The organism is Actinomadura sp. WMMA1423 (assembly GCF_006547145.1).
In the GTDB taxonomy this organism is placed as follows: Bacteria; Actinomycetota; Actinomycetes; order Streptosporangiales; family Streptosporangiaceae; genus Spirillospora.
In genome coordinates, this window is sequence record NZ_CP041244.1 from 2,615,085 (window position 1) to 2,633,498 (window position 18,414).

Below are 18,414 nucleotides of genomic sequence, written 5' to 3' on the forward strand. Positions count from 1 at the left end.
CATGGCGCCATGGATCTGGTCAAAGACCACAGAGGGAACATTAGCCATTCCGAACGGGGAGATCGCTACGATGCCCACGAGAACAAGTGTTCCCGGGAGGACGCCGGTGCAGGCTCCGAGAGCGGTCCCGCGGCCGGATGCGGCTCGCGGCCCCGTCGATTTCCTCGACCTGATGCACGGTCTGCGGCAGTGGGCCGGCCTGTCCCTTTCCGAGGTCGAGGAGCGCATGCGCGCGGACGGTGCGGCCGACCCGTCCGGAATCGAGGCGCTCCGCGGCGCAGGCGCCCCGCCCGGCCGGGAGCTGGTCGCCGCCTTCGTCACCGCCTGCGGCCTCGCCCCGGACGAGCGCGAGCGCTGGCTGCGGGCCTACGACCGCGTTCGCGGCCCCGCCGAGGGCGACGACCCGTGGACCGCCGAGCTTCCGGCGATGGAGCTGAACCTGGCCGCCGCCGCGCCACCGCCGCGTCCCGGGCGACACGGGACGTCCCGAAGCGGGCCGGGCGGCCGGCGCAGGCTGTCCCTGCTGGTGGCCGCGCCGGTCGTCATCACGCTCGGCGTGGTGGTGTCGACGCTGCCGGGGGTGTTCGGCGGCGGAGCGGAGCCGCACCCGCGGCCGGGGGCCTCCGGCGAGCCCGCGCCGCCCCCGGCGGGAGGGGCCGTGCCCTCCCCTCCCGGAGAGTCCGTGCCGCCCCTGCCCGGCTGGTACACGGTCATGCCGCTGCCCGGCGAGGAGCGCTCCGGCAACTGCCTTTCGATCATGCCGGACGACCGCCTGAAGCCGCAGCTGGCGCAGGACAGGTGCGTGGCGCAGGACCGGCTCCAGCGGATCCGGCTCGCCCCCGTCCCGGCCTCTTCTGGGACGTTCCAGCTGAAGGCCTACACGATGGACGACGCGCTGTGGTGCGTCACGCTCGACGCCCGCGCCGAGCGCTCCCCGCTGCACATGAACAGGTGCGGGAAGGATCCCCGGCAGCGGTTCGTGCTGACGCCGGCGGGCAGGTCGCTGTTCCGCATCGTCCCCGAGGCGACGCGCGGCGACGGCATGTGCGTGAGCGTCGACACCGGGGAGAGCGGCGAGCTGGAGGCGGTCCAAGCCGCGTGCGGCCGCACCGCCGTGCGCGGCTACCTCTTCGCGCCCGCCGCGGCGCCGTAGCCGGCCCCGCGCGGTCGGCGCGTCAGTCGAGGTCGCGCAGGCGCTGGCTGACGACCTGGGTGACGCCGTCGCCGCGCATGCTGACGCCGTAGAGCGCGTCCGCGCCCTCCATGGTGCGCTTCTGATGCGTGATGACGATCAGCTGGGACGACTCGCGCAGCTCCTCGAAGACCGTGATGAGCCGCTGGGTGTTGGTGTCGTCGAGCGCGGCCTCGACCTCGTCCAGCACGTAGAACGGGGACGGGCGGGCCTTGAACACGGCGACGAGGAAGGCGATGGCGACGAGGGACCGCTCGCCGCCCGACAGCAGCGACAGCCGCTTGACCTTCTTGCCGGGCGGGCGGGCCGAGACCTCGACGCCCGTGGCGAGCATGTCGTCCGGCTCGGTCAGCGAGAGGCTGCCCTCACCGCCGGGGAACAGCCGGGCGAAGATCCGCTCGAACTCGCGGGCGGTGTCGTCGTAGGCGGCGGCGAAGACCTGCTGGACGCGCTCGTCGACCTCCTTGACCAGGCCGAGCAGCTCGCGCTGCGTCTTCTTCAGGTCCTCCAGCTGGGAGGTGAGGAAAGCGTGCCGCTCCTCCAGGGCCGCGAACTCCTCCAGGGCGAGCGGGTTGACCTTGCCGAGCTGGTTGAGCTGCCGCTCGGCGACTTTGGCGCGCTTCTCCTGGACGGCCCGCTCGTACGGGGCGGGCGGCGCGTCCTCGCCCTTCTCCGGGTCGGCGGGGACGGGCTGGTCGGGCCCGTACTCCGACACCAGCGCCTCGACCTCCAGGCCGAACTCCTCCAGGGCCCGCTGCTCGTACTGCTCCAGCCGCAGCCTCTGCTCGGCGCGGGCGACCTCGTTGCCGTGCACGACGTTGACGAGGCGTTCGAGCGTGGAGGAGAGCTCCCGCACCTGCCCGCGGACGACCTTCAGCTCGGCCTCGCGCGCCGCCTTGGCCTGCTCGGCCGCCTCGCGGCGCCGCACGGCGGCGGCGAGGGAGTGCTCGATGCGCTCCAGCGTCGTCCGCGCGCCCCGCAGGACGGCCTTGGCAACCCTGGCCTGCTCCTCGCGGCGGGCGCGGCGGTGGGCGGCGCGGGCGCGCTCCTCGCGCTCGCGGCGGGCTCCGCGTTCGAGCGCGTCGGCGCGTCCGGAGATGGCCTGGACGCGCTCCTCGGCGGTGCGGACCGAGAGCCGCGCCTCCATCTCCACGCTGCGCAGCTCCTGGCAGCGGGCGTTCAGCTCGTCGCGGGCCTCGGTGTCGTGCCCGGCCTCGTCGGCGACCTCGGCGGCCTCCTCCGCCTCGGCGAGCCGGACCGCGAGCTCCTCGGCCGCCTCGGTGTCGCGTTCGAGGGACTCCCCGGCCGCGTCGAGGGCCTTGGTGAGCCGTTCGGCCTCCCCTTGCGCGGCCCGGACGCCCGCCTCCAGGCGCGCGGCGCGCTTGGCCTCCTGCGCGGCCTGCGCGTCGTACTCCCGCAGCCGCGCGCGGACGCGGTCGAGTTCGGCCTGCGCGTGGTCGACCCCGGCCCGGGCCTCACCGGCGGCGGCCTCGGCCGCCTCGACCGCGGTCTGGGCGGCGTGCTCGCGCTCCACCACCCCGGCGAGGCCGTCCGCGGCGGCGGCCGCGGCCGTCTCGGCCGCGGCGAGGTCCTCGGTGGCCTGGTCGAGTGTCGCGCGCATCTGCAGCAGGCTCTGCCCGCCGCCCGCGCCGCCGCCCTGCGCCCAGTGCGCCCCGACGAGCTCCCCGTCCCGCGTGACGGCCCGGAGCGACGGCTCCCCGCGCACGAGCGCGACCGCGGCAGGGACGTCGTCGGCCACGACCACGTCGCGCAGCAGGTGCTCGAACGCGGGACGCACGGCGTCCGGGACGGTGACCGCGTCGACCGCGTAGTCGGCCCCGGCGACCCGCTCGGCCCGCGCCGGCACGCCGCCCCCGACGACCAGCCCGGCGCGTCCGGCGTCGCGGGAGCGCAGGAGGGCGAGGGCGGCCTCGGCGGTGTCCAGGGACCCGACCGCGATGGCCTCGGCGGCGTTGCCGAGCGCGGCGGCGATGGCGGTCTGGTATCCGGACCGGACGTTCAGCAGCGAGGCGACCGTGCCGAGCACCCCGTCGAGCGAGCCGTCGGAGGCCGCCGACAGCAGCGCCTCCCCGCCGTCGGCGGCGCTGGCGAGCGTCAGGTTCAGGGCCTCGATCCGCGCCTGGAGCGCCGCGACCTGCTTCTGCGCCGCCTGGTCGGCGGTGCGCGCCGCCCCGGCGGCCGCCCGGGCCTCCTTCAGCGCGCGGCGCGGGCCGTCCACGGCGGCGCGGGCCGACTCGGCGGCGTCCTTGGCGGCGGCGAGCGCCGCTTGCGCGGTCTCGTGCTCGGCGGCGAGCGCCGGGTCCTCGACGACCTCGGCCTCGAACGCCTCGAACTCGGCCTGCGCGGACTCGGCGCGCTGCCCGGCCTCCTCCCGCGCCTGCGCGAGCCGCCCGATCTCCGACCGCCCGGCCTGCGCCTTGCTGCGCAGCGCCTCCACCCGGCCGCGCAGCCGGGCCAGCTCCTCGCGGCGGTCGGCGGCGGCGCGCGCGGCGGACTGCAGGCGGCGCTCCTCGGCGGCGAGGGCCTCCTCGGCCGCCGCCCGCTCGTCGACGGCGTGGGACAGGCCGTCGCGCGCCTCGTCGAGGGCTTCGCGGAGCATCTCCTCCTGCTCGCGGATCTCGGCGGCCTCGCGCTCCATGTCCTCGGGGTCGCGGCCGCGCCGCTCCTCCTCGCGCGCCTCGGCGGCGTTGCGGTGCCGCTCGCCGGCGAGGTCGGCGACGCCCCGCAGCCGCTCCTTCAGCGCCGACAGCTGGAACCAGGTGTCCTGGACCTGCGCGAGCTTCGGCGCCTGCTCCGCCTCCTCGGCCTCCAGGACGGCCTCGCGCTCCTGCGCCTCGGCCAGCGCCCGCTCGGTCTCGGTGCGCCGCTCCCGGATGGCGGCCTCGTCGGCGGCCTCCTGCTCCAGCTTCGTCCGCAGCGTCACCAGGTCGTCGGCGAGCAGCCGCAGCCGGGCGTCCCGCAGGCCGGCCTGGATGACGGCTGCCCGGCGCGCGATCTCGGCCTGCCTGCCGAGCGGCTTCAGCTGCCGCCGCAGCTCACCCGTGAGGTCTTGCACGCGCGTGAGGTTGCCCTGCATCGCGTCCAGCTTGCGGAGGGCCTTCTCCTTGCGCTTGCGGTGCTTGAGGACGCCCGCGGCCTCCTCGATCACCGCGCGGCGCCCCTCCGGCCCCGAGTGCAGGACGCGGTCGAGCTGCCCCTGCCCGATGATCACGTGCATCTCGCGGCCGATGCCGGAGTCCGACAGCAGCTCCTGGATGTCCAGCAGCCGGCACGAGTCGCCGTTGATCGCGTACTCGCTCGATCCCGACCGGAACATCAGCCGGCTGATCGTGACCTCGCTGTAGTCGATCGGCAGCGCGCCGTCGGAGTTGTCGATCGTCAGCACGACCTCGGCCCGCCCGAGCGGCGCCCGGCTGGCCGTCCCGGCGAAGATGACGTCCTCCATCTTGCCGCCGCGCAGCGACTTGGCGCCCTGCTCCCCCATAACCCAGGCCAGCGCGTCCACGACATTGGACTTGCCGGACCCGTTGGGCCCCACGACGGCGGTGATCCCCGGCTCGAACTTGAGCGTCGTGGAGGACGCGAAGGACTTGAAGCCGCGCAGCGTCAGGTTCTTCAGATACACGCGCCAGCCGTCCCCCCGGTATCCACACGAAGAACATCGGTCGAACGATACCGGCAGCACACCCCCAGAGCACGGCACACGCCCAGTCACCCAGGGCGGCGCGCCCCAGGAAGGTCCCGAAGAAAAACGGAGCCGATGACTGCACCCCGCCAGCACGAGCGAATCCGCGCCCCCAGCGAGTCACGCGCAATAGCGAGAACCGACCGCCGCCCCCAACTCAGCCACCCCGGCAACGACCGGGATCGCATCACGGCACAACTTCAGGCCCACACAGCTCGATCAAGCACCGAGCCGGGTGAGCCATGCGCGACGACGGCAACCGTCTACTGCAACTACCTCCAACCACCGGCGCAACCACGCGACAAGCCCAACGGTTGCGATCGCGTCCGAAGGCAGGTTCGAGCTTGCGAGAACCTGATCGCGCAGCGAGCCGCCAAGGCGAGCCGAAGCGATGCCAGCGATCGCCCGCTTTGTACGACGATGGAGGGCCGCCAGGCCCGAAGGAGGAGAAAAAAGCAATCAAGTAAGAGCCGGTTCGCGTTCCTTCACCGGCAGCGACATCACTTCGTCGTCCGTCGCCGTCGCAAGCGCGTCGTTCTCCGCCTGGAGCCGTACGAGCTCGGCCTCCAGGTCACGTACGCGCTGCTGAAGGCGCCGCATCTCCGCGACCATCCGGGGGTCGGGACCGCCGACGTGGCCGAGTAGAGCCTTCGCCATGACTAAGGGTCCTCCACGCTGAGTAACCAGCAGGGATCGCGCACGAGAAACTGCTGAAGTCGGTGCGCGTACCGTCTAGAGTCGCACCGGCCCCTGCGCCGGTCAAGGCGCACATCACAGGCCAGTAACAACCTTCCACTCCTAGTTTAGCAGGTACAAACCGGTACTCCCTACCCGGTCACCGTTCGTGGAACCCGGCGGCCTCGCCGCGGGGCGCGCTCCAGCGGTCGGCGACGCCGGTCACGGCGCCGGGACGTCCCGGAACGCCGCCGGGCACGTCGCCGTCCAGCATCTCCAGGAGCCGCCGGCAGCCGTGGCGCGGCCCCTCGGCGACGACCTCGACTCGGCCGTCGCGCAGGTTGGTGGCGCTGCCGTCCAGGCCCAGTTCGAGCGCCCGCGACCTCACCCACCAGCGGAACCCGACGCCCTGGACGCGCCCGCGCACCCACGCCGTGAGCCGCACGGTCTCGTCGTCGTTCCCGCCCTCGTGCTCGGCGTCCACGTTCATCGCTCCCCCCTCGGCGCCGCTAGTACCGTGCCCGCCTGGGGCGGGGTTGGCACACCGGGCAGCTGTAGGACGAGCGGTTCATGAACTCGTCGCGGCGGATCGGGGAGCCGCAGCGGCGGCACGGCTCGTCCCGCCTGCCGTATGCGTCCAGGGACCGCTCGAAGTAGCCGCTCTCGCCGTTGACGTTCACGTAGAGGCTGTCGAAGGAGGTCCCGCCGACCGCCAGGGCGGCCCCCATGACCTCTCGCGCGGCCTCCAGGACGCGTTCGGCCTCCGCCCGGGTCATCGTCTCGGTCGGGCGCGCCCAGTGCAGCCTGGCGCGCCACAGCGCCTCGTCGGCGTAGATGTTGCCGACCCCGCTGATGAGGGACTGGTCGAGGAGGGCCCGCTTGATGCCGGTCTTGCGGCGGCGCAGGGCGCGGTAGAAGGCCTCCGCGTCGAAGGCGTCCTCCAGCGGGTCGGCCGCGATGTGCGCGATCGGCGCGGGGACGAGCGCCCGGGCGTCGAAGGCGTCGGGGACGAGGTCGGCGACCATGAGGTGCCCGAACGTCCGCTGGTCGACGAAGCGGAGGTCGAGGCCCTTGTCCTCGAACTCGACGCGGACCCGCAGGTGCTTCTCGCGCTCCCGGTCGGGCTCGCCGACGAGCAGCTGCCCGCTCATGCCGAGGTGCGCGAGCACCGCCTCGCCGGGGGCGCCGCCCTCCTCGGCCTGGAGCGGGATCCACAGGTACTTCCCGCGCCGCCGAGGGGCCAGCACGGTGCGCCCCGCGAGGCGCCCGGCGAAGTCGGCGGGCCCCGCCTCGTGCCTGCGCACGGATCTCGGATGGAGGACCTCGGCGGACGCGACGGTGCGCCCGCTCGTCCAGCTCTCCAGGCCGCGCCGGACGACCTCGACCTCGGGAAGCTCAGGCACCGGCCTGCGCCGCCTGCCCGGCGTCCCTGGCCGGGTCTCCGCCCTGCTCAGGCTCCGCCTGCGCCGCTGCCTGCGCCTGTGCCCCCGCCTGCGCCACCGCCTCCCCCTGCGCCTCGGCCTCGCGCTGGACGACGATCTCCCGGATGGCGTTCCAGGCGGCCTCGGCGGCGTGCTGCTCGGCCTCCTTCTTGCTGCGGCCCTCCCCTGCCCCGTAGGTCTGCCCGCCGACCCGCACGGAGGCGCGGAACGTCTTCTGGTGGTCGGGGCCGCTCTCTGCGACGTGGTACTCGGGGACGCCGAGGTCCTCGACGGCGGTGAGCTCCTGCAGCGAGGTCTTCCAGTCCAGGCCGGCGCCGAGGCCGGCCGAGCGCTTGATCAGCGCGTCGAAGAGCCGGTGCACCAGGGCGGACGCCTCCTCCAGCCCCCGGTCGAGGTACACGGCGCCGATCAGCGCCTCCAGCGTGTCGGCGAGGATCGAGGCCTTGTCGCGGCCCCCGGTGCCCTCCTCGCCGCGGCCGAGCCGGATGTGGGCGCCCACACCGAGGCCTCGGGCCACGCCGGCGAGGGCGCGCATGTTGACCACGGCGGCGCGCAGCTTCGCGAGCTGGCCCTCGGGCAGGTCGGGATGGCCGCGGAACAGCGTGTCGGTGACGACGAGCCCGAGCACCGAGTCGCCGAGGAACTCCAGGCGCTCGTTGGTGGGCAGGCCGCCGTTCTCGTAGGCGTAGGAACGGTGTGTCAGGGCGCGTTCGAGAAGCTCGTCGTCGACGTGGACGCCGAGCGCGCCGGTCAGTTCCGCGCGATCCGGCGCGGGTTCGTTCTTCTTGGCGCTCACAGGCCCTCCTCGCAGGCCGTGCACCGCGCAGCGCGCGGTCGCGTCTGCGGCGCGCGGCCGGAGGCCGGGACGGCGAGGACGCTCGGCCGGAGGGGTCCGCGAAGACGAGGTGCGCGCCGGTCGGTCTGATCCCGGCGTGCACCACGGCTCCGGGCGCGATCTCCGCGCCGGTCACCACGCCGACGTCACGCGCCGGGTGGTCGGGGTGCGTGTCCTTCCGCACCATGGGGGGCGGGCCGCTCGCGCGGTTCCGCCCCCCAGGATGCGAGAAGACTCAGGCCGACGGGGCGATGACCTGCCGCCGGTCGTAGGTTCCGCATGTCGCGCACGCGGTGTGCGGCAGCTTGTGGTCGCGGCACGTCGGGCACTCGACCAGGTTCGGCGCGGCGGTCTTCCACTGCGAGCGCCGGTGCCGCGTGTTGCTGCGCGACTTCTTCCGCTTCGGGACGGCCACGTCAGCCCTCCTGCTTTCCTTCTCGATCCGATGAATCACGGGTGCCGGAGCTCCCGTTCCCCCGGTCGGGGGCTGCCGGCGCGATGTCGCCGGCAAGGTCCCGCAGCGCCGCCCACCGGGGGTCGGCGACGTCGTGGCGATGGCCCGGCTCGACGTCGGCGAGCCGCGCACCGCAGTCCGGGCACAGGCCCGGGCAGTCGTCCCGGCACAGCGGGGACAGCGGCAGTGCGAGCACCACCGCGTCCCGCAGGACCGGTTCGAGGTCGATCAGGTCGCCCTCGAGGCGGAGCTCGTCGTCCTCGGCGTTCCCGCCCGAGCGGGTGTCGTCGTAGACGTACAGCTCCTGGAAGTCCGCCTCGAAGGTCGAGGCGATCGGGTCGAGGCAGCGGGAGCACTCCCCCTTGAGAGGGACCGTCGCCGTGCCGGTGACGAGCACCCCCTCCAGGACCGCTTCGAGCCGGAGGTCCAGCTCGATCGCGGCGCCCTCGGGGACGCCCACCATCTCGACGCCGAAATTCTCCGGTGCCGGCACGGACAGGTGCTCCTCCCGCGACGACCCGGGTTGCCTGCTCAGAGCTCGGGTGTCGAGCTTGAACGGAGCGCTGGGGTCGTTGCGTGTCAGCGGAATCCTGCTTTCGTGAGGCATGGTGAACGGCGGCCGCCTGTGATGGCCGATGTCCCAGGGTACCGAACACCGGCCGCTGACCCAACTCGCGGCCCGGCCACCAGGGGCGGGCCCGCCTCCGGGCGGTCAGGCCTGGTGCTGGAGCCGCTGGACCAGGCGGTCGTGGACGCTGTCGGGGACGAGCCCGGAGACGTCCCCACCGAACCTGACGACCTCCTTCATGAGGCTGGAGGACAGGAACGCGTACTCGGGGTTCGTCGCCATGAACAGCGTCTCCACCCCCGCGATCCGGTGGTTCATCTGGGCCATCTGCAACTCGTACTCGTAGTCGCTGACGGCCCGCAGCCCCCGGACGATCACCGGGATGTCCTGCTCCTTGCAGTAGTCGACGGTGAGCCCGTAGAAGGTGTCGACCGTGACGTTGCCGTACTCCCGGGTGACCTCGGAGATCATGTCGGCGCGCTCGTCCACGGTGAACAGGCTCTTCTTGTTCTTGTTGATCAGCACGGCGACGACCACCTCGTCGTAGAGGCGGGAGGCGCGGCTGATGATGTCGAGATGCCCGTTGGTGACGGGGTCGAACGATCCCGGACAGACGACACGGCGCACGGCGCGAACCCCTTCGGTCCCGGTTTCTGACCTGCGGCGTGAACGTACCAAATCACGTTCGGCCGGGTTTCCACCGGGCTCGCCGGGGGCGTCCTCAGCCGCCCAGGGCGTCCAGGATCCTGGCGGCGATCGGGCCCGACTCGATGCCGTACCCGGACGCCTCCGTCATCACCGCGACCGCGTACCTGGGGTCGCTCCGCGGGCCGAACCCGATGAACCAGCGGTCGTTGTAGGAGGCGCCCTCGACGTCGGCGGTCCCGGTCTTGCCGCCGAGGACGGACGTCCCCCGCAGGGACTTGCCGGTGCCCCGCTCGACGACGGCCTCCATCATGTCCCGCATCTGCTTCGCCTGGTCGCCGGTGAGGGCGCGGGACAGCCGCTGGGGCGAGATCTTGTCGACCGTCGAGCCGTCCGGTGCGCGCAGCCTGTCCACCAGCCGGGGCCGCATGACCTCCCCGTCGTTGAGGACCGCGGCGGCGACCATGGCCATCTGGAGCGGGGTGGCGACCGTGCTGCCCTGCCCGATGGAGCCGAGCGCGCTGAGCGAGGGCTGGTCGGTCCTGGGGAAGGAACTGGGGGCGCTCTTCAGGCCCTCCGCGAACTCGATCCGGTCGCCGAACCCGAATCTGCCCGCCTGCGCGTTGACGGCGTCGTTGCCGGGCTTCTGCGCGCCCATGTAGGCGAACGTGGTGTTGCAGGACTGTGCGTACGCCTCGATGAGGGGGATCTGGGACAGGTCGCAGGATCCGCCGATGTCGCCCGCGTCGTTGTTGATCGCCCGCCCGGCGCCCGGTGGCCGGTAGCTCCGTCCGGCCTTGACCTGCGTGCCCTCGTCCGTCCCGGCCTTCAGCGCCGTCGCGGCGACGACGGTCTTGAACGTGGAGCCGGGCGGGAACAGCTCGTAGGCGGCCTTGTTGAGCAGCGGCTTGCGCGGCTGGTCGCCGAGCCGGTCGAACGCCTCCACTGCCTTCTTGCGGTCGAGGGTCGACACCTCGTTCGGGTCGTAGGACGGCGTGGACGCCATCACCAGGACCGCGCCGGTGCGCGCGTCGAGGGCGACCGCCGCCCCGCGCCGCGCACCGCCGGCCTTCAGCGCCTCGTAGGCGGCGCGCTGCGCGTCGGGGTCGACGGTGGCCTCCACCGTGCCGCCCGGGACGTGCTTGCCGATCAGCTTGTCGACGAGGTTGGAGGTGGCGAGCCGGGCGTCGGTCCCGTCCAGGAAGTGGTTCTCCGCCTCCTCCAGGCCGGTCTGGGAGAACACCGAGAAGTAGCCGGTGATCGGCGCGAAGACGGCGCCGTCCTTGTAGCGGCGCTGGAAACGGTCGCCGTCCACCTGGTCGGACCAGGCGAGCCGCTCGCCGCGCGCGACGATGGGGCCCCGGTCGATCTTGAAGCGGTCCTCGAACTGGCGGGCGTTGAGCGAGTCGTCCCGCAGCCCCTGCGCCTGGAAGCCCTGCACGTAGGTGACGTTCACCAGGAGCGCGAGCACCAGGAGCAGGGTGATCACCCAGGTGCGCGCCAGCGCGCGGTCGATCCCGGGCCTCATGCGCTCTCCCCTACCCGAACCGGCGGCTTCTCAACGGCGGTCCTCAACGGCGGCGCGGCCGTACCAGAACACCGCCTCGCCGTAGCGCCGCTCCCGCTCGGCCTCGTAGCCGTCGGGCCATTCCAGCGCGGGGCCGCGGGCGGCGCGTTCCACGACGACCAGCGCGTCCGGGGCCGCCCACCCGTTGTCGCGCAGTCCCTCCAGCAGGGCGGTGACGGACGCGTCCGGCACCGCGTAGGGCGGGTCGGCGAAGATCAGGTCGTAGGGCTCGTCCGGCTTCCCGCGGACGAGCCGCTCCACCTTCTCCGCGCAGGGGACCGCGCCGGGCAGCCCGAGCGTCCCGGCGTTCTGCCGGATCACCTTCATCGCCCGCGGATGCGACTCGACCAGCAGCGCGTGGGCGGCCCCCCGGGACAGGGCCTCGAGTCCGACCGCGCCCGAGCCCGCGTACAGGTCGGCGACGCGCAGCCCGTCCAGCGGCCCGAGCAGGGCCAGCACCGTGGAGAAGAGCCCCTCCCTGGCGCGGTCGCTGGTCGGCCTGGTGTCCCGTCCCGCCGGGACGGCCAGCCGCCGCCCTCCCGCGATGCCCGCGATGACCCTGCTCACCGTCCCAGTATCCGCCCCGCCCCCCGCTGATCACGCCAACAACCGCCCCCGGCCGGGCGATCCGCACAAAAGTTGCACAATCCAACGACCGAAGGAGGCCGCAGGAACTCATCCCCAGGCGTCCCCGCGACGGGAGCCACCCACCGCGACGACCTCAGCCACCACAGCACCACGCAACAACCCCAATGGTGCGATCGCGTCCGAAGGCAGATTCGAGCGGAGCAAGAATCTGATCGCGCAGCGAGCCGCCAGGCGAGCCGGAGCGATGCCAGCGATCGCCCGCTTTTCCGACGATGGAGGGCCGCCAGGCCCGAAGGAGGAGAAAAAGCAATAAGCAAGACCGCCAGCGCCGTGCCACGCTGGCGGTCCCGCTCATGGCCGGTCTTCCTCCCAGTAGGAAGACCGGGCCGTGAATCGCTGAGTCTCTGCCCTCAGGCCAGAGACCAGCGTGCTTGGGTGCGGACGCCTGGGTCTGGGTCGGCGAGGGTCTCGGTCAGGGCGGTGACCACCTCGGGGAGGTCGGTGGCCCACTGTTCGAGGGCCTGGACGGCGGCGCGGCGGACGTCGACCGTGCGGTCGCGCAGGGCCTTGACCAGGGGCTGGACGGCGACCTCGGGGCGGGCCTCGGCCAGGGCGCGGACGGCGTGGCGGCGGACCTGCCAGTTGGCGTGGGCGATCGCGGTGACGACACGTCCTTCCAGCGGTTCGGGGACGCCGAGGTCGGCCGCGGCGTCGAGGGCGGCGATGCGGACGACGGGATCGTGGTCGGCGAGGAGGTGTTCGAGCGCGGGCAGGCCGGAGGGCCGGGCGAGGCGGGCGAGTCCCTCGGCGACGGCGACGCGGACCTCGCGGGACGGGTCGTCGGCGGCCTCGGCGACGCGGGCGACCTCGCGCAGCGCCACCAGGCCGAGGACGGCCTGGATGCGGACGTGGGGCTCGTCGTCCTCGAACCCCTGCGCGTAGAGCTCTCCGGCGCCCTTGGCGAGGATCCCGACGAGGTCGGCCGCGGTCTCGCGGACGGTGGTGTCGCGGCCGTCGGCCGCGGCGAGCAGCAGGGCGTCGACGCCGTCGTCGCCGAAGTACAGCTCGGGCAGGTCGCGCAGCGCGTCCGCGGCGACGCGGCGCACGTCCTCGTGCTCGTCGGCGAGGGCCCAGGCGAAGGTGTCGCCGGTGCCGCGCGGCGCCTCGCCCGTGCGGGCCGCCCTGGTGAGCGCCGCGAGGGCCTCGGCGCGGGTGGCGGGGTCGGGGTCGCGGAGGAGTTCCTCCGCCTGGTCCAGTCGCAGCCGGGTGGTGTGAGTCATGGGTGTGGCCTCCTGGTCTGGCCGTCGGATCCGTGGCGGGCATGAGTCCGCCGGGGGCGCGGGATCAGCGACGGGAACACAGGGCGCTCGCCTGGCGCCGGAGGTCGACGTGCAGGCGGGCGATCAGAGCACGACTCGAAGTCACGCGTTCATCCTGACCTGGCCGGGAGATATTGTCAACTAAATAGGTCGGCAATATCTGTTACGTCTTCTCCAGGAAGTCGGCGCGCTCCTCGTCGAGCAGGGACGCGAGGACGGTGGCCAGCCCGGGGTGCGCCGACAGGTCCGGGTCGGACCCGACGAGGGCGGTCGCCTCCTCGCGCGCGTCGCGAATCACGTCCTCGTCCCGCTGGAGCGTGAGCAGCCGCAGGCTGGACGAGCGCCCGGCCTGCGCCGCGCCGAGCACGTCGCCCTCGCGGCGCTGCTCCAGGTCGAGCCGGGACAGTTTGAACCCGTCGGTGGTGGAGGCGACGGCGTCCAGCCGCTCGCGGGCCTTGCTGCCCGGCGCGGCGTCGGTGACGAGCAGGCAGAGGCCGTGCAGCGACCCGCGGCCGACGCGTCCGCGCAGCTGGTGGAGCTGGGAGACACCGAACCGGTCCGCGTCCATGATCACCATGACGGTGGCGTTGGGCACGTCCACGCCGACCTCGATGACCGTGGTGGCGAGCAGGACGTCCAGCTCCCGCGCGGTGAACCGGCGCATGACCGCGTCCTTCTCGTCCGGGTGCAGCTTGCCGTGCAGGACGCCGATGCGCAGCCCGTCGAGCAGCTCCTCCAGCTTCGGCAGCACCTCCATGATCCCGAGCGGGGACCGGCGGTCGGCCTCCTCGGCGACGACGGAGTCGCCCTCGTCGCCCTCCTGCTCGCCGATGCGCGGGCAGACGATGTAGATCTGCCGACCGTTCGCCGCCTCCTCCTTGATCCGCTCCCAGGTGCGGGCGAGGAACGCCGGCTTCTCGGGCGGCACGACGTGCGTCTGGATCTGCGACCGCCCCGCCGGGAGCTGGCCGAGCACCGAGGTCTCCAGGTCGCCGAAGACGGTCATCGCGACCGTGCGCGGGATCGGCGTCGCCGTCATGACCAGCACGTGCGGGCGGCCGCCGTCGACCTTCTCGCGCAGGGCGTCGCGCTGCTCGACACCGAACCTGTGCTGCTCGTCCACCACGACGAGGCCGAGATCGGCGAACTGGACGGTCTCCTGCAGCAGCGCATGGGTGCCGACGACGATCCCCGCCGCCCCGGACGCCGCCTCCAGCAGCGCCTCCTTGCGCGCCTTCGCCCCCTGCGACCCGGTCAGCAGCGCCACCCGCGTGGCGTGCTCGGCCCCGCCGATCTGCCCCGCCTGCGCCAGATCGCCGAGCATTCCGGTGATCGACCGGTAGTGCTGCTGAGCCAGCACCTCGGTCGGCGCCAGCAGCGCCGCCTGCCCTCCCCCGTCCACCACCTGCAACATCGCCCGCAACGCGACCACCGTCTTTCCCGCTCCGACGTCGCCCTGGAGGAGGCGGTGCATGGGGTGGCTCTTGGCCAGGTCGGCGGCTATCTCGTCGCCCACCTGGCGTTGGCCCTCGGTGAGTTCGAAGGGGAGGCGGGCGTCGAACTCCGCTTGGATGCCGCCGAAGGACGGGGAGCGCGGCTTGGCGGGCAGGGAGGCGGCGACGACGCGGCGCTGGGCGAGGGCGATCTGGACGACGAAGGCCTCGTCCCATTTGAGGCGGGCCTTGGCGCGGCCCAGCTCGTCCCAGGTCCGGGGGCGGTGGATGCCCTCGTATGCCTCGCGCAGGCCGATCAGGTGGCGGCGGCTGAGGAGCGCGTCGGGCATGGGGTCGTCCGGCAGGTCGAGCTGGGCGAGGACGGTCTCGACGGACGTGCTGATCGCCTCGATGGGCAGCGCCTTGGTGGACGGGTAGATCGGGATGATCTCGTCGGCCCACTCCTGCGCGGCCTCCTCGGCGCCCTTCTCGTGGACGACCTTGTACTGCGGGTGCGTCAGCTGCCGGACGGTCTTGCCGCTGCGGGGCACGTAGGTGCTGATCTTGCCGGCGAACAGGCCGCGGGTGCCCGGCGACAGCTCCTTCTCGGGCCGGTAGGAGCCCTTGCGGCCGAAGAAGCTGAGCTTGAGCAGGCCGGTCCCGTCGGTGACGGTGATCTCCAGGACGTAGCCGGGGCTGCGGGTGAGGGAGCGGCCCTGCACCTTCACGACCTCCGCCATGACCGTGACGTGCTCGCCGTCCTGCAGGCCGCTGAGCTGGGTCAGCTCGCCGCGGTGGGCGTAGCGGCGCGGGTAGTGGTGCAGCAGGTCGCCGACCGTGTGCAGGTCGAGGCCCTTCTTCAGCGCGCCCGCCGTCTTGTCGCCGAGGACCTTGCGCAACGGCTCGTCGAGGTTAGCCACGGGTCTTTTCTAGCCGATGGGGGCGACGGGATTCACTCGACGCCGATGAGCAGCGGGTAGCGTTCCTGGTCGCCGGCGTACACGCCGACCTCCGCGTCGGGGCGCCGGCGGCGCAGGTGGTCCTCCAGTCCGGCGGCGAGCCCGGGCGGGGCGTGGCGGCCGGCGATCAGGGTGACCAGCTCGCCGCCGCCCGAGAGCATCCGGTCCAGGACGTCGCGGGCCACCTCGGCGAGGTCCGCGCCGATCGTCGCGACGTCCCCCTCGATCAGGCCGAGGACGTCGCCCGGCTGGCAGAGGCCCGCGCTCGTCACGGCCTCCTGCGCGGCGACCTCCAGATGGCCGAAGCGGGTGGCTCCGGCGGCGCGGGTCATCTCGATCACGTCCTCGGCGAAGCGGCGCAGCGGGTCGTGCACGGCGAGCGCCGCCATCCCCTGGACGGACGCCTTGGTCGGGACCACCGCGATGCGGGCCCCGCCGTCCCGCGCGCGCTCCGCCGCGGCTTCGGCGAGGGCGAGGACCTCTGGTTCGTTCGGCAGGACGGTCACCTCGTCGCCGGCGGCGAGGATCGCCTCGGCGAGCACGGCGAGCGGCGGGACGGCGCCGGGCTCGCGCCGCACGACCCGCGCTCCGCACTCCTCGAACAGCGCGGCCAACCCGTCGGCGGCGGTGACGGCGATCACCGCGCGGCCGGTGTGCGGCGCGTGCGGATGGCCCTCGGCGGCGTGCAGGTAGGTGACGCGGATCCGGTGCGGGCGTCCCGCCGCCATGCCCGCCTCGATCGCCGACCCGGCGTCGTCGACGTGGACGTGGACGTTCCACAGCCCGTCGCCGCCGACCACGACCAGGGAGTCGCCGAGGCCGTCGAGGCGCTCGCGCAGGGTGTGGACGGCGTCGTCGGGCGCGTCGAGCAGGTACATCACCTCGTATCCGAATCCCTGGGGGGCCGGGGGCTCCCCGGCGGGCGGAGGCGTCCCGGCGGTGCGGGCCGGGATCTCGTACCGCTCCGGGTACTCGTCGGTGGCCACCGCGACGAGGGCGTCGAGCACCACGCACAGCCCGGCCGCGCCGGCGTCCACGACCCCGCTGCGCGCGAGCACGTCCAGCTGGCCGGTGGTGCGGCGCAGCGCCTGCCGTGCGCCCGCGGCGGCGGCCCGCGCGGCCTCGGGGAGCCCGGTTCCCGAGGCGGTCGCGGACGCCGCGGCGGCCTCGGCGAGGACGCTGAGGATCGTGCCCTCGACGGGATGCTCGACGGCCCCGCGGGCCAGGACGGACGCGTGGTCGAGGGCCGCCGCGAAGGAGGCGCCGTCCGGCGGCGCCTCCAGGGGGCCGAGGACGTCGGCGAGGCCCCGGAACACCTGGCTCAGGATCACGCCGGAGTTGCCCCGCGCGCCGAGCAGCGCCCCCTGCGCCAGGGTCCGCCACGGGTCGGCGCCGCCCGGCGGCTCGTCCAGGGCGTCGGCCGCCGCGATGACGGTCAGGTGCAGGTTGGTGCCGGTGTCCCCGTCCGGGACGGGGAAGACGTTGAGCGCGTCGATCTCGGCCCTGGTCCGCCCGAGCGCCTCCGCCGCGAGCCTGCACCACCGCCGCACCGCCGCACCGTCGAGGGCCGCCGCATCGTCCAGCGCCACCGTGCTCCCTTCCGCGCCGCCGCGTCCCGGCGCCGTCGATTCGCTAACCCGACTGGCTGTCGGCTAGTCTGGTCCACGCGCCACGTTCGTGGCGCTCATCAGTGAGCGCCCATGATGCCCGGCCCGCCCGAGGCGGCACCGGGTGGCGCTCCGATCAGAGCATCGACACCACTTGGAGTTTCCCGTGGCTTCCGTCTGCGACGTCTGCGGCAAGGGACCCGGTTTCGGCATGCGCGTCTCCCACTCGCACCGCCGCACCCCGCGCCGCTGGAACCCCAACATCCAGCGCGTGCGCGCCGTCGTGAACGGCAGCACCAAGCGGATCAACGCCTGCACGTCCTGCATCAAGGCCGGCAAGGTCGTCAAGCCGACGGTCTGACCCGCCCCGGGCCGCCCCGGCGGGGCGGTCCGCTTCACGGCTTCGGTCGGCTCATCGGGATCTCCCGGTGAGCCGACTTTCGCATTCTCGGGGCTCCGTGCTCCCCTGCTTCCACGGGCTCCCGCACGCTGCCGCCGCCGTTCAGCCGCGCTGCCGCCAGGCGTGGTCGACGGGACCGATGCCGGCGCCGAGCGGGAAGCCCGCCGCGATCGCCCCCGTCACGTACTCCTTCGCCTTCGCCACCGCCGCCGGGACGTCGTCGCCGAGTGCCAGGTGCGAGGCGATGGCGGACGCGAGCGTGCAGCCGGTCCCGTGGGTGTGCCGGTTGTCGTGCCGGGGGGCGGTGAAGCGGTGCTCGTCCTCCCCGTCGAACAGCAGGTCGGCGGGCTCGCCGGGCAGGTGCCCTCCCTTGATCAGCACCCACGCGGGGCCCAGCGCCTTGACCGCCTCGGCCGCCTCGCGCAGCCCCGACTCGTCCACGACCTTGACGCCGGTGAGCTGCTCCACCTCGTACAGGTTCGGCGTGACGACGGTCGCCGCAGGCAGCAGCACCGAGCGGACGGCGTCCACGGCCTCCGGGGCGAGCAGCGAGTCGCCGTGCTTGGAGACGCCGACCGGGTCGACGACGGCGGGGGCGTCGGACGCGGCGAGCGCCTCGGCGACGATCTCGACCAGGCCCGTGGAGGCGAGCATGCCGGTCTTGATCGCGTGGACTCCGATGTCGGACAGCACCGAGTCGAGCTGGGCGCGAACGGCCTCGGGCGGCAGCTCCCAGTAGCCCTGGACGCCGAGGGAGTTCTGCGCGGTGACGGCGGCGATGACGCTCATCCCGTGGACGCCGAGGGCCAGCATGGTCTTCAGGTCGGCTTGGATTCCGGCGCCGCCGCCGGAGTCCGAGCCCGCGATGGTGAGCACGAGGGGCGGAGCAAGGGCGGAGCGCGTCATACCGCCCACTTTATGGCGATCCGCCGGGACCGGCGAGCCGTGGAGGAACGGCGACGCCCCCTGAAGGCGCGCCCGCCAGGGTCCGGGGTGCGGGGATCGGAGGCCGCCGGAAGCGCCG

General features: G+C 73.6%; 17 protein-coding genes. 2 read left to right on the plus strand and 15 right to left on the minus strand.

Annotated features, from left to right (window positions below):
* Positions 1-172: 172 nt before the first annotated feature.
* Complete coding sequence (locus tag FKD65_RS12105; RefSeq protein WP_141577586.1) at positions 173-1,153, plus strand: helix-turn-helix domain-containing protein; 981 nt, start codon at positions 173-175, stop codon at positions 1,151-1,153.
* A 22-nt stretch (positions 1,154-1,175) separates the two neighbouring features.
* On the opposite strand, the gene smc is transcribed toward FKD65_RS12105, so the two are convergent.
* The 14 genes from smc to FKD65_RS12175 form a co-directional block, all read right to left on the minus strand.
* Positions 1,176-4,838 carry a chromosome segregation protein SMC gene (smc, locus tag FKD65_RS12110; protein WP_141577588.1) on the minus strand — a complete coding sequence of 1,221 codons (3,663 nt, stop codon included), beginning with the start codon at positions 4,836-4,838 and terminating at the stop codon, positions 1,176-1,178.
* Positions 4,839-5,357: 519 nt separating this feature from the next.
* Positions 5,358-5,555 carry a hypothetical protein gene (locus FKD65_RS12115; RefSeq protein WP_141577590.1) on the minus strand — a complete coding sequence of 66 codons (198 nt, stop codon included), beginning with the start codon at positions 5,553-5,555 and terminating at the stop codon, positions 5,358-5,360.
* A gap of 178 nt (positions 5,556-5,733) precedes the next feature.
* Positions 5,734-6,063, minus strand: coding sequence for an acylphosphatase (locus tag FKD65_RS12120; protein ID WP_141577592.1), 330 nt, complete (start codon positions 6,061-6,063; stop codon positions 5,734-5,736).
* Between the two features lie 19 nt (positions 6,064-6,082).
* Positions 6,083-6,976 (minus strand): bifunctional DNA-formamidopyrimidine glycosylase/DNA-(apurinic or apyrimidinic site) lyase, encoded by an 894-nt coding sequence (gene mutM, locus FKD65_RS12125; RefSeq protein WP_141577594.1) that lies wholly within the window; start codon positions 6,974-6,976, stop codon positions 6,083-6,085.
* Entirely contained in the window at positions 6,969-7,811 is an 843-nt protein-coding gene (rnc, locus tag FKD65_RS12130) for a ribonuclease III (protein WP_141577596.1), read from the minus strand. The genes mutM and rnc overlap by 8 nt, the downstream gene beginning before the upstream one ends.
* A gap of 274 nt (positions 7,812-8,085) precedes the next feature.
* Entirely contained in the window at positions 8,086-8,265 is a 180-nt protein-coding gene (gene rpmF, locus FKD65_RS12135; RefSeq protein WP_067632153.1) for a 50S ribosomal protein L32, read from the minus strand.
* 1 nt (position 8,266) lies between these two features.
* Complete coding sequence (locus tag FKD65_RS12140) at positions 8,267-8,911, minus strand: DUF177 domain-containing protein (RefSeq protein WP_141577598.1); 645 nt, start codon at positions 8,909-8,911, stop codon at positions 8,267-8,269.
* Positions 8,912-9,016: 105 nt separating this feature from the next.
* The gene (gene coaD, locus FKD65_RS12145) at positions 9,017-9,499 is read right to left on the minus strand and encodes a pantetheine-phosphate adenylyltransferase (RefSeq protein WP_141577600.1); all 483 of its coding nucleotides are present in this window, start codon (positions 9,497-9,499) and stop codon (positions 9,017-9,019) included.
* 94 nt (positions 9,500-9,593) lie between these two features.
* Complete coding sequence (locus FKD65_RS12150; RefSeq protein ID WP_141577602.1) at positions 9,594-11,045, minus strand: penicillin-binding protein 2; 1,452 nt, start codon at positions 11,043-11,045, stop codon at positions 9,594-9,596.
* Between the two features lie 30 nt (positions 11,046-11,075).
* Complete coding sequence (rsmD, locus tag FKD65_RS12155; protein ID WP_141577604.1) at positions 11,076-11,651, minus strand: 16S rRNA (guanine(966)-N(2))-methyltransferase RsmD; 576 nt, start codon at positions 11,649-11,651, stop codon at positions 11,076-11,078.
* A 431-nt stretch (positions 11,652-12,082) separates the two neighbouring features.
* Complete coding sequence (locus FKD65_RS12160; protein ID WP_141577606.1) at positions 12,083-12,952, minus strand: HEAT repeat domain-containing protein; 870 nt, start codon at positions 12,950-12,952, stop codon at positions 12,083-12,085.
* Between the two features lie 64 nt (positions 12,953-13,016).
* A complete protein-coding gene (locus tag FKD65_RS46590) occupies positions 13,017-13,097 on the minus strand; it encodes a putative leader peptide (RefSeq protein ID WP_141586769.1) in 81 nt (26 codons plus the stop codon).
* A 57-nt stretch (positions 13,098-13,154) separates the two neighbouring features.
* The gene (recG, locus tag FKD65_RS12170) at positions 13,155-15,344 is read right to left on the minus strand and encodes an ATP-dependent DNA helicase RecG (protein WP_141577608.1); all 2,190 of its coding nucleotides are present in this window, start codon (positions 15,342-15,344) and stop codon (positions 13,155-13,157) included.
* Positions 15,345-15,376: 32 nt separating this feature from the next.
* Positions 15,377-16,972 (minus strand): DAK2 domain-containing protein, encoded by a 1,596-nt coding sequence (locus FKD65_RS12175; protein WP_240810105.1) that lies wholly within the window; start codon positions 16,970-16,972, stop codon positions 15,377-15,379.
* A gap of 184 nt (positions 16,973-17,156) precedes the next feature.
* Between FKD65_RS12175 and rpmB the strand changes: the two genes are divergently transcribed.
* Positions 17,157-17,351 carry a 50S ribosomal protein L28 gene (gene rpmB, locus FKD65_RS12180; RefSeq protein WP_030164391.1) on the plus strand — a complete coding sequence of 65 codons (195 nt, stop codon included), beginning with the start codon at positions 17,157-17,159 and terminating at the stop codon, positions 17,349-17,351.
* A gap of 141 nt (positions 17,352-17,492) precedes the next feature.
* Here rpmB and thiD read toward each other — a convergent pair whose 3' ends face one another.
* Positions 17,493-18,296 carry a bifunctional hydroxymethylpyrimidine kinase/phosphomethylpyrimidine kinase gene (gene thiD / locus FKD65_RS12185; RefSeq protein WP_141577610.1) on the minus strand — a complete coding sequence of 268 codons (804 nt, stop codon included), beginning with the start codon at positions 18,294-18,296 and terminating at the stop codon, positions 17,493-17,495.
* Between the last annotated feature and the right edge of the window lie 118 nt (positions 18,297-18,414).

Coding starts and splice junctions, on each gene's coding strand:
- FKD65_RS12105 (WP_141577586.1), top strand. CDS start 173: ATGCACGGTCTGCGGCAGTGGGCCGGCCTGTCCCTTTCCGAGGTCGAG.
- FKD65_RS12115 (WP_141577590.1), bottom strand. CDS start 5,555: ATGGCGAAGGCTCTACTCGGCCACGTCGGCGGTCCCGACCCCCGGATG.
- FKD65_RS12120 (WP_141577592.1), bottom strand. CDS start 6,063: ATGAACGTGGACGCCGAGCACGAGGGCGGGAACGACGACGAGACCGTG.
- FKD65_RS12140 (WP_141577598.1), bottom strand. CDS start 8,911: ATGCCTCACGAAAGCAGGATTCCGCTGACACGCAACGACCCCAGCGCT.
- FKD65_RS12150 (WP_141577602.1), bottom strand. CDS start 11,045: ATGAGGCCCGGGATCGACCGCGCGCTGGCGCGCACCTGGGTGATCACC.
- FKD65_RS12160 (WP_141577606.1), bottom strand. CDS start 12,952: ATGACTCACACCACCCGGCTGCGACTGGACCAGGCGGAGGAACTCCTC.
- thiD (WP_141577610.1), bottom strand. CDS start 18,296: ATGACGCGCTCCGCCCTTGCTCCGCCCCTCGTGCTCACCATCGCGGGC.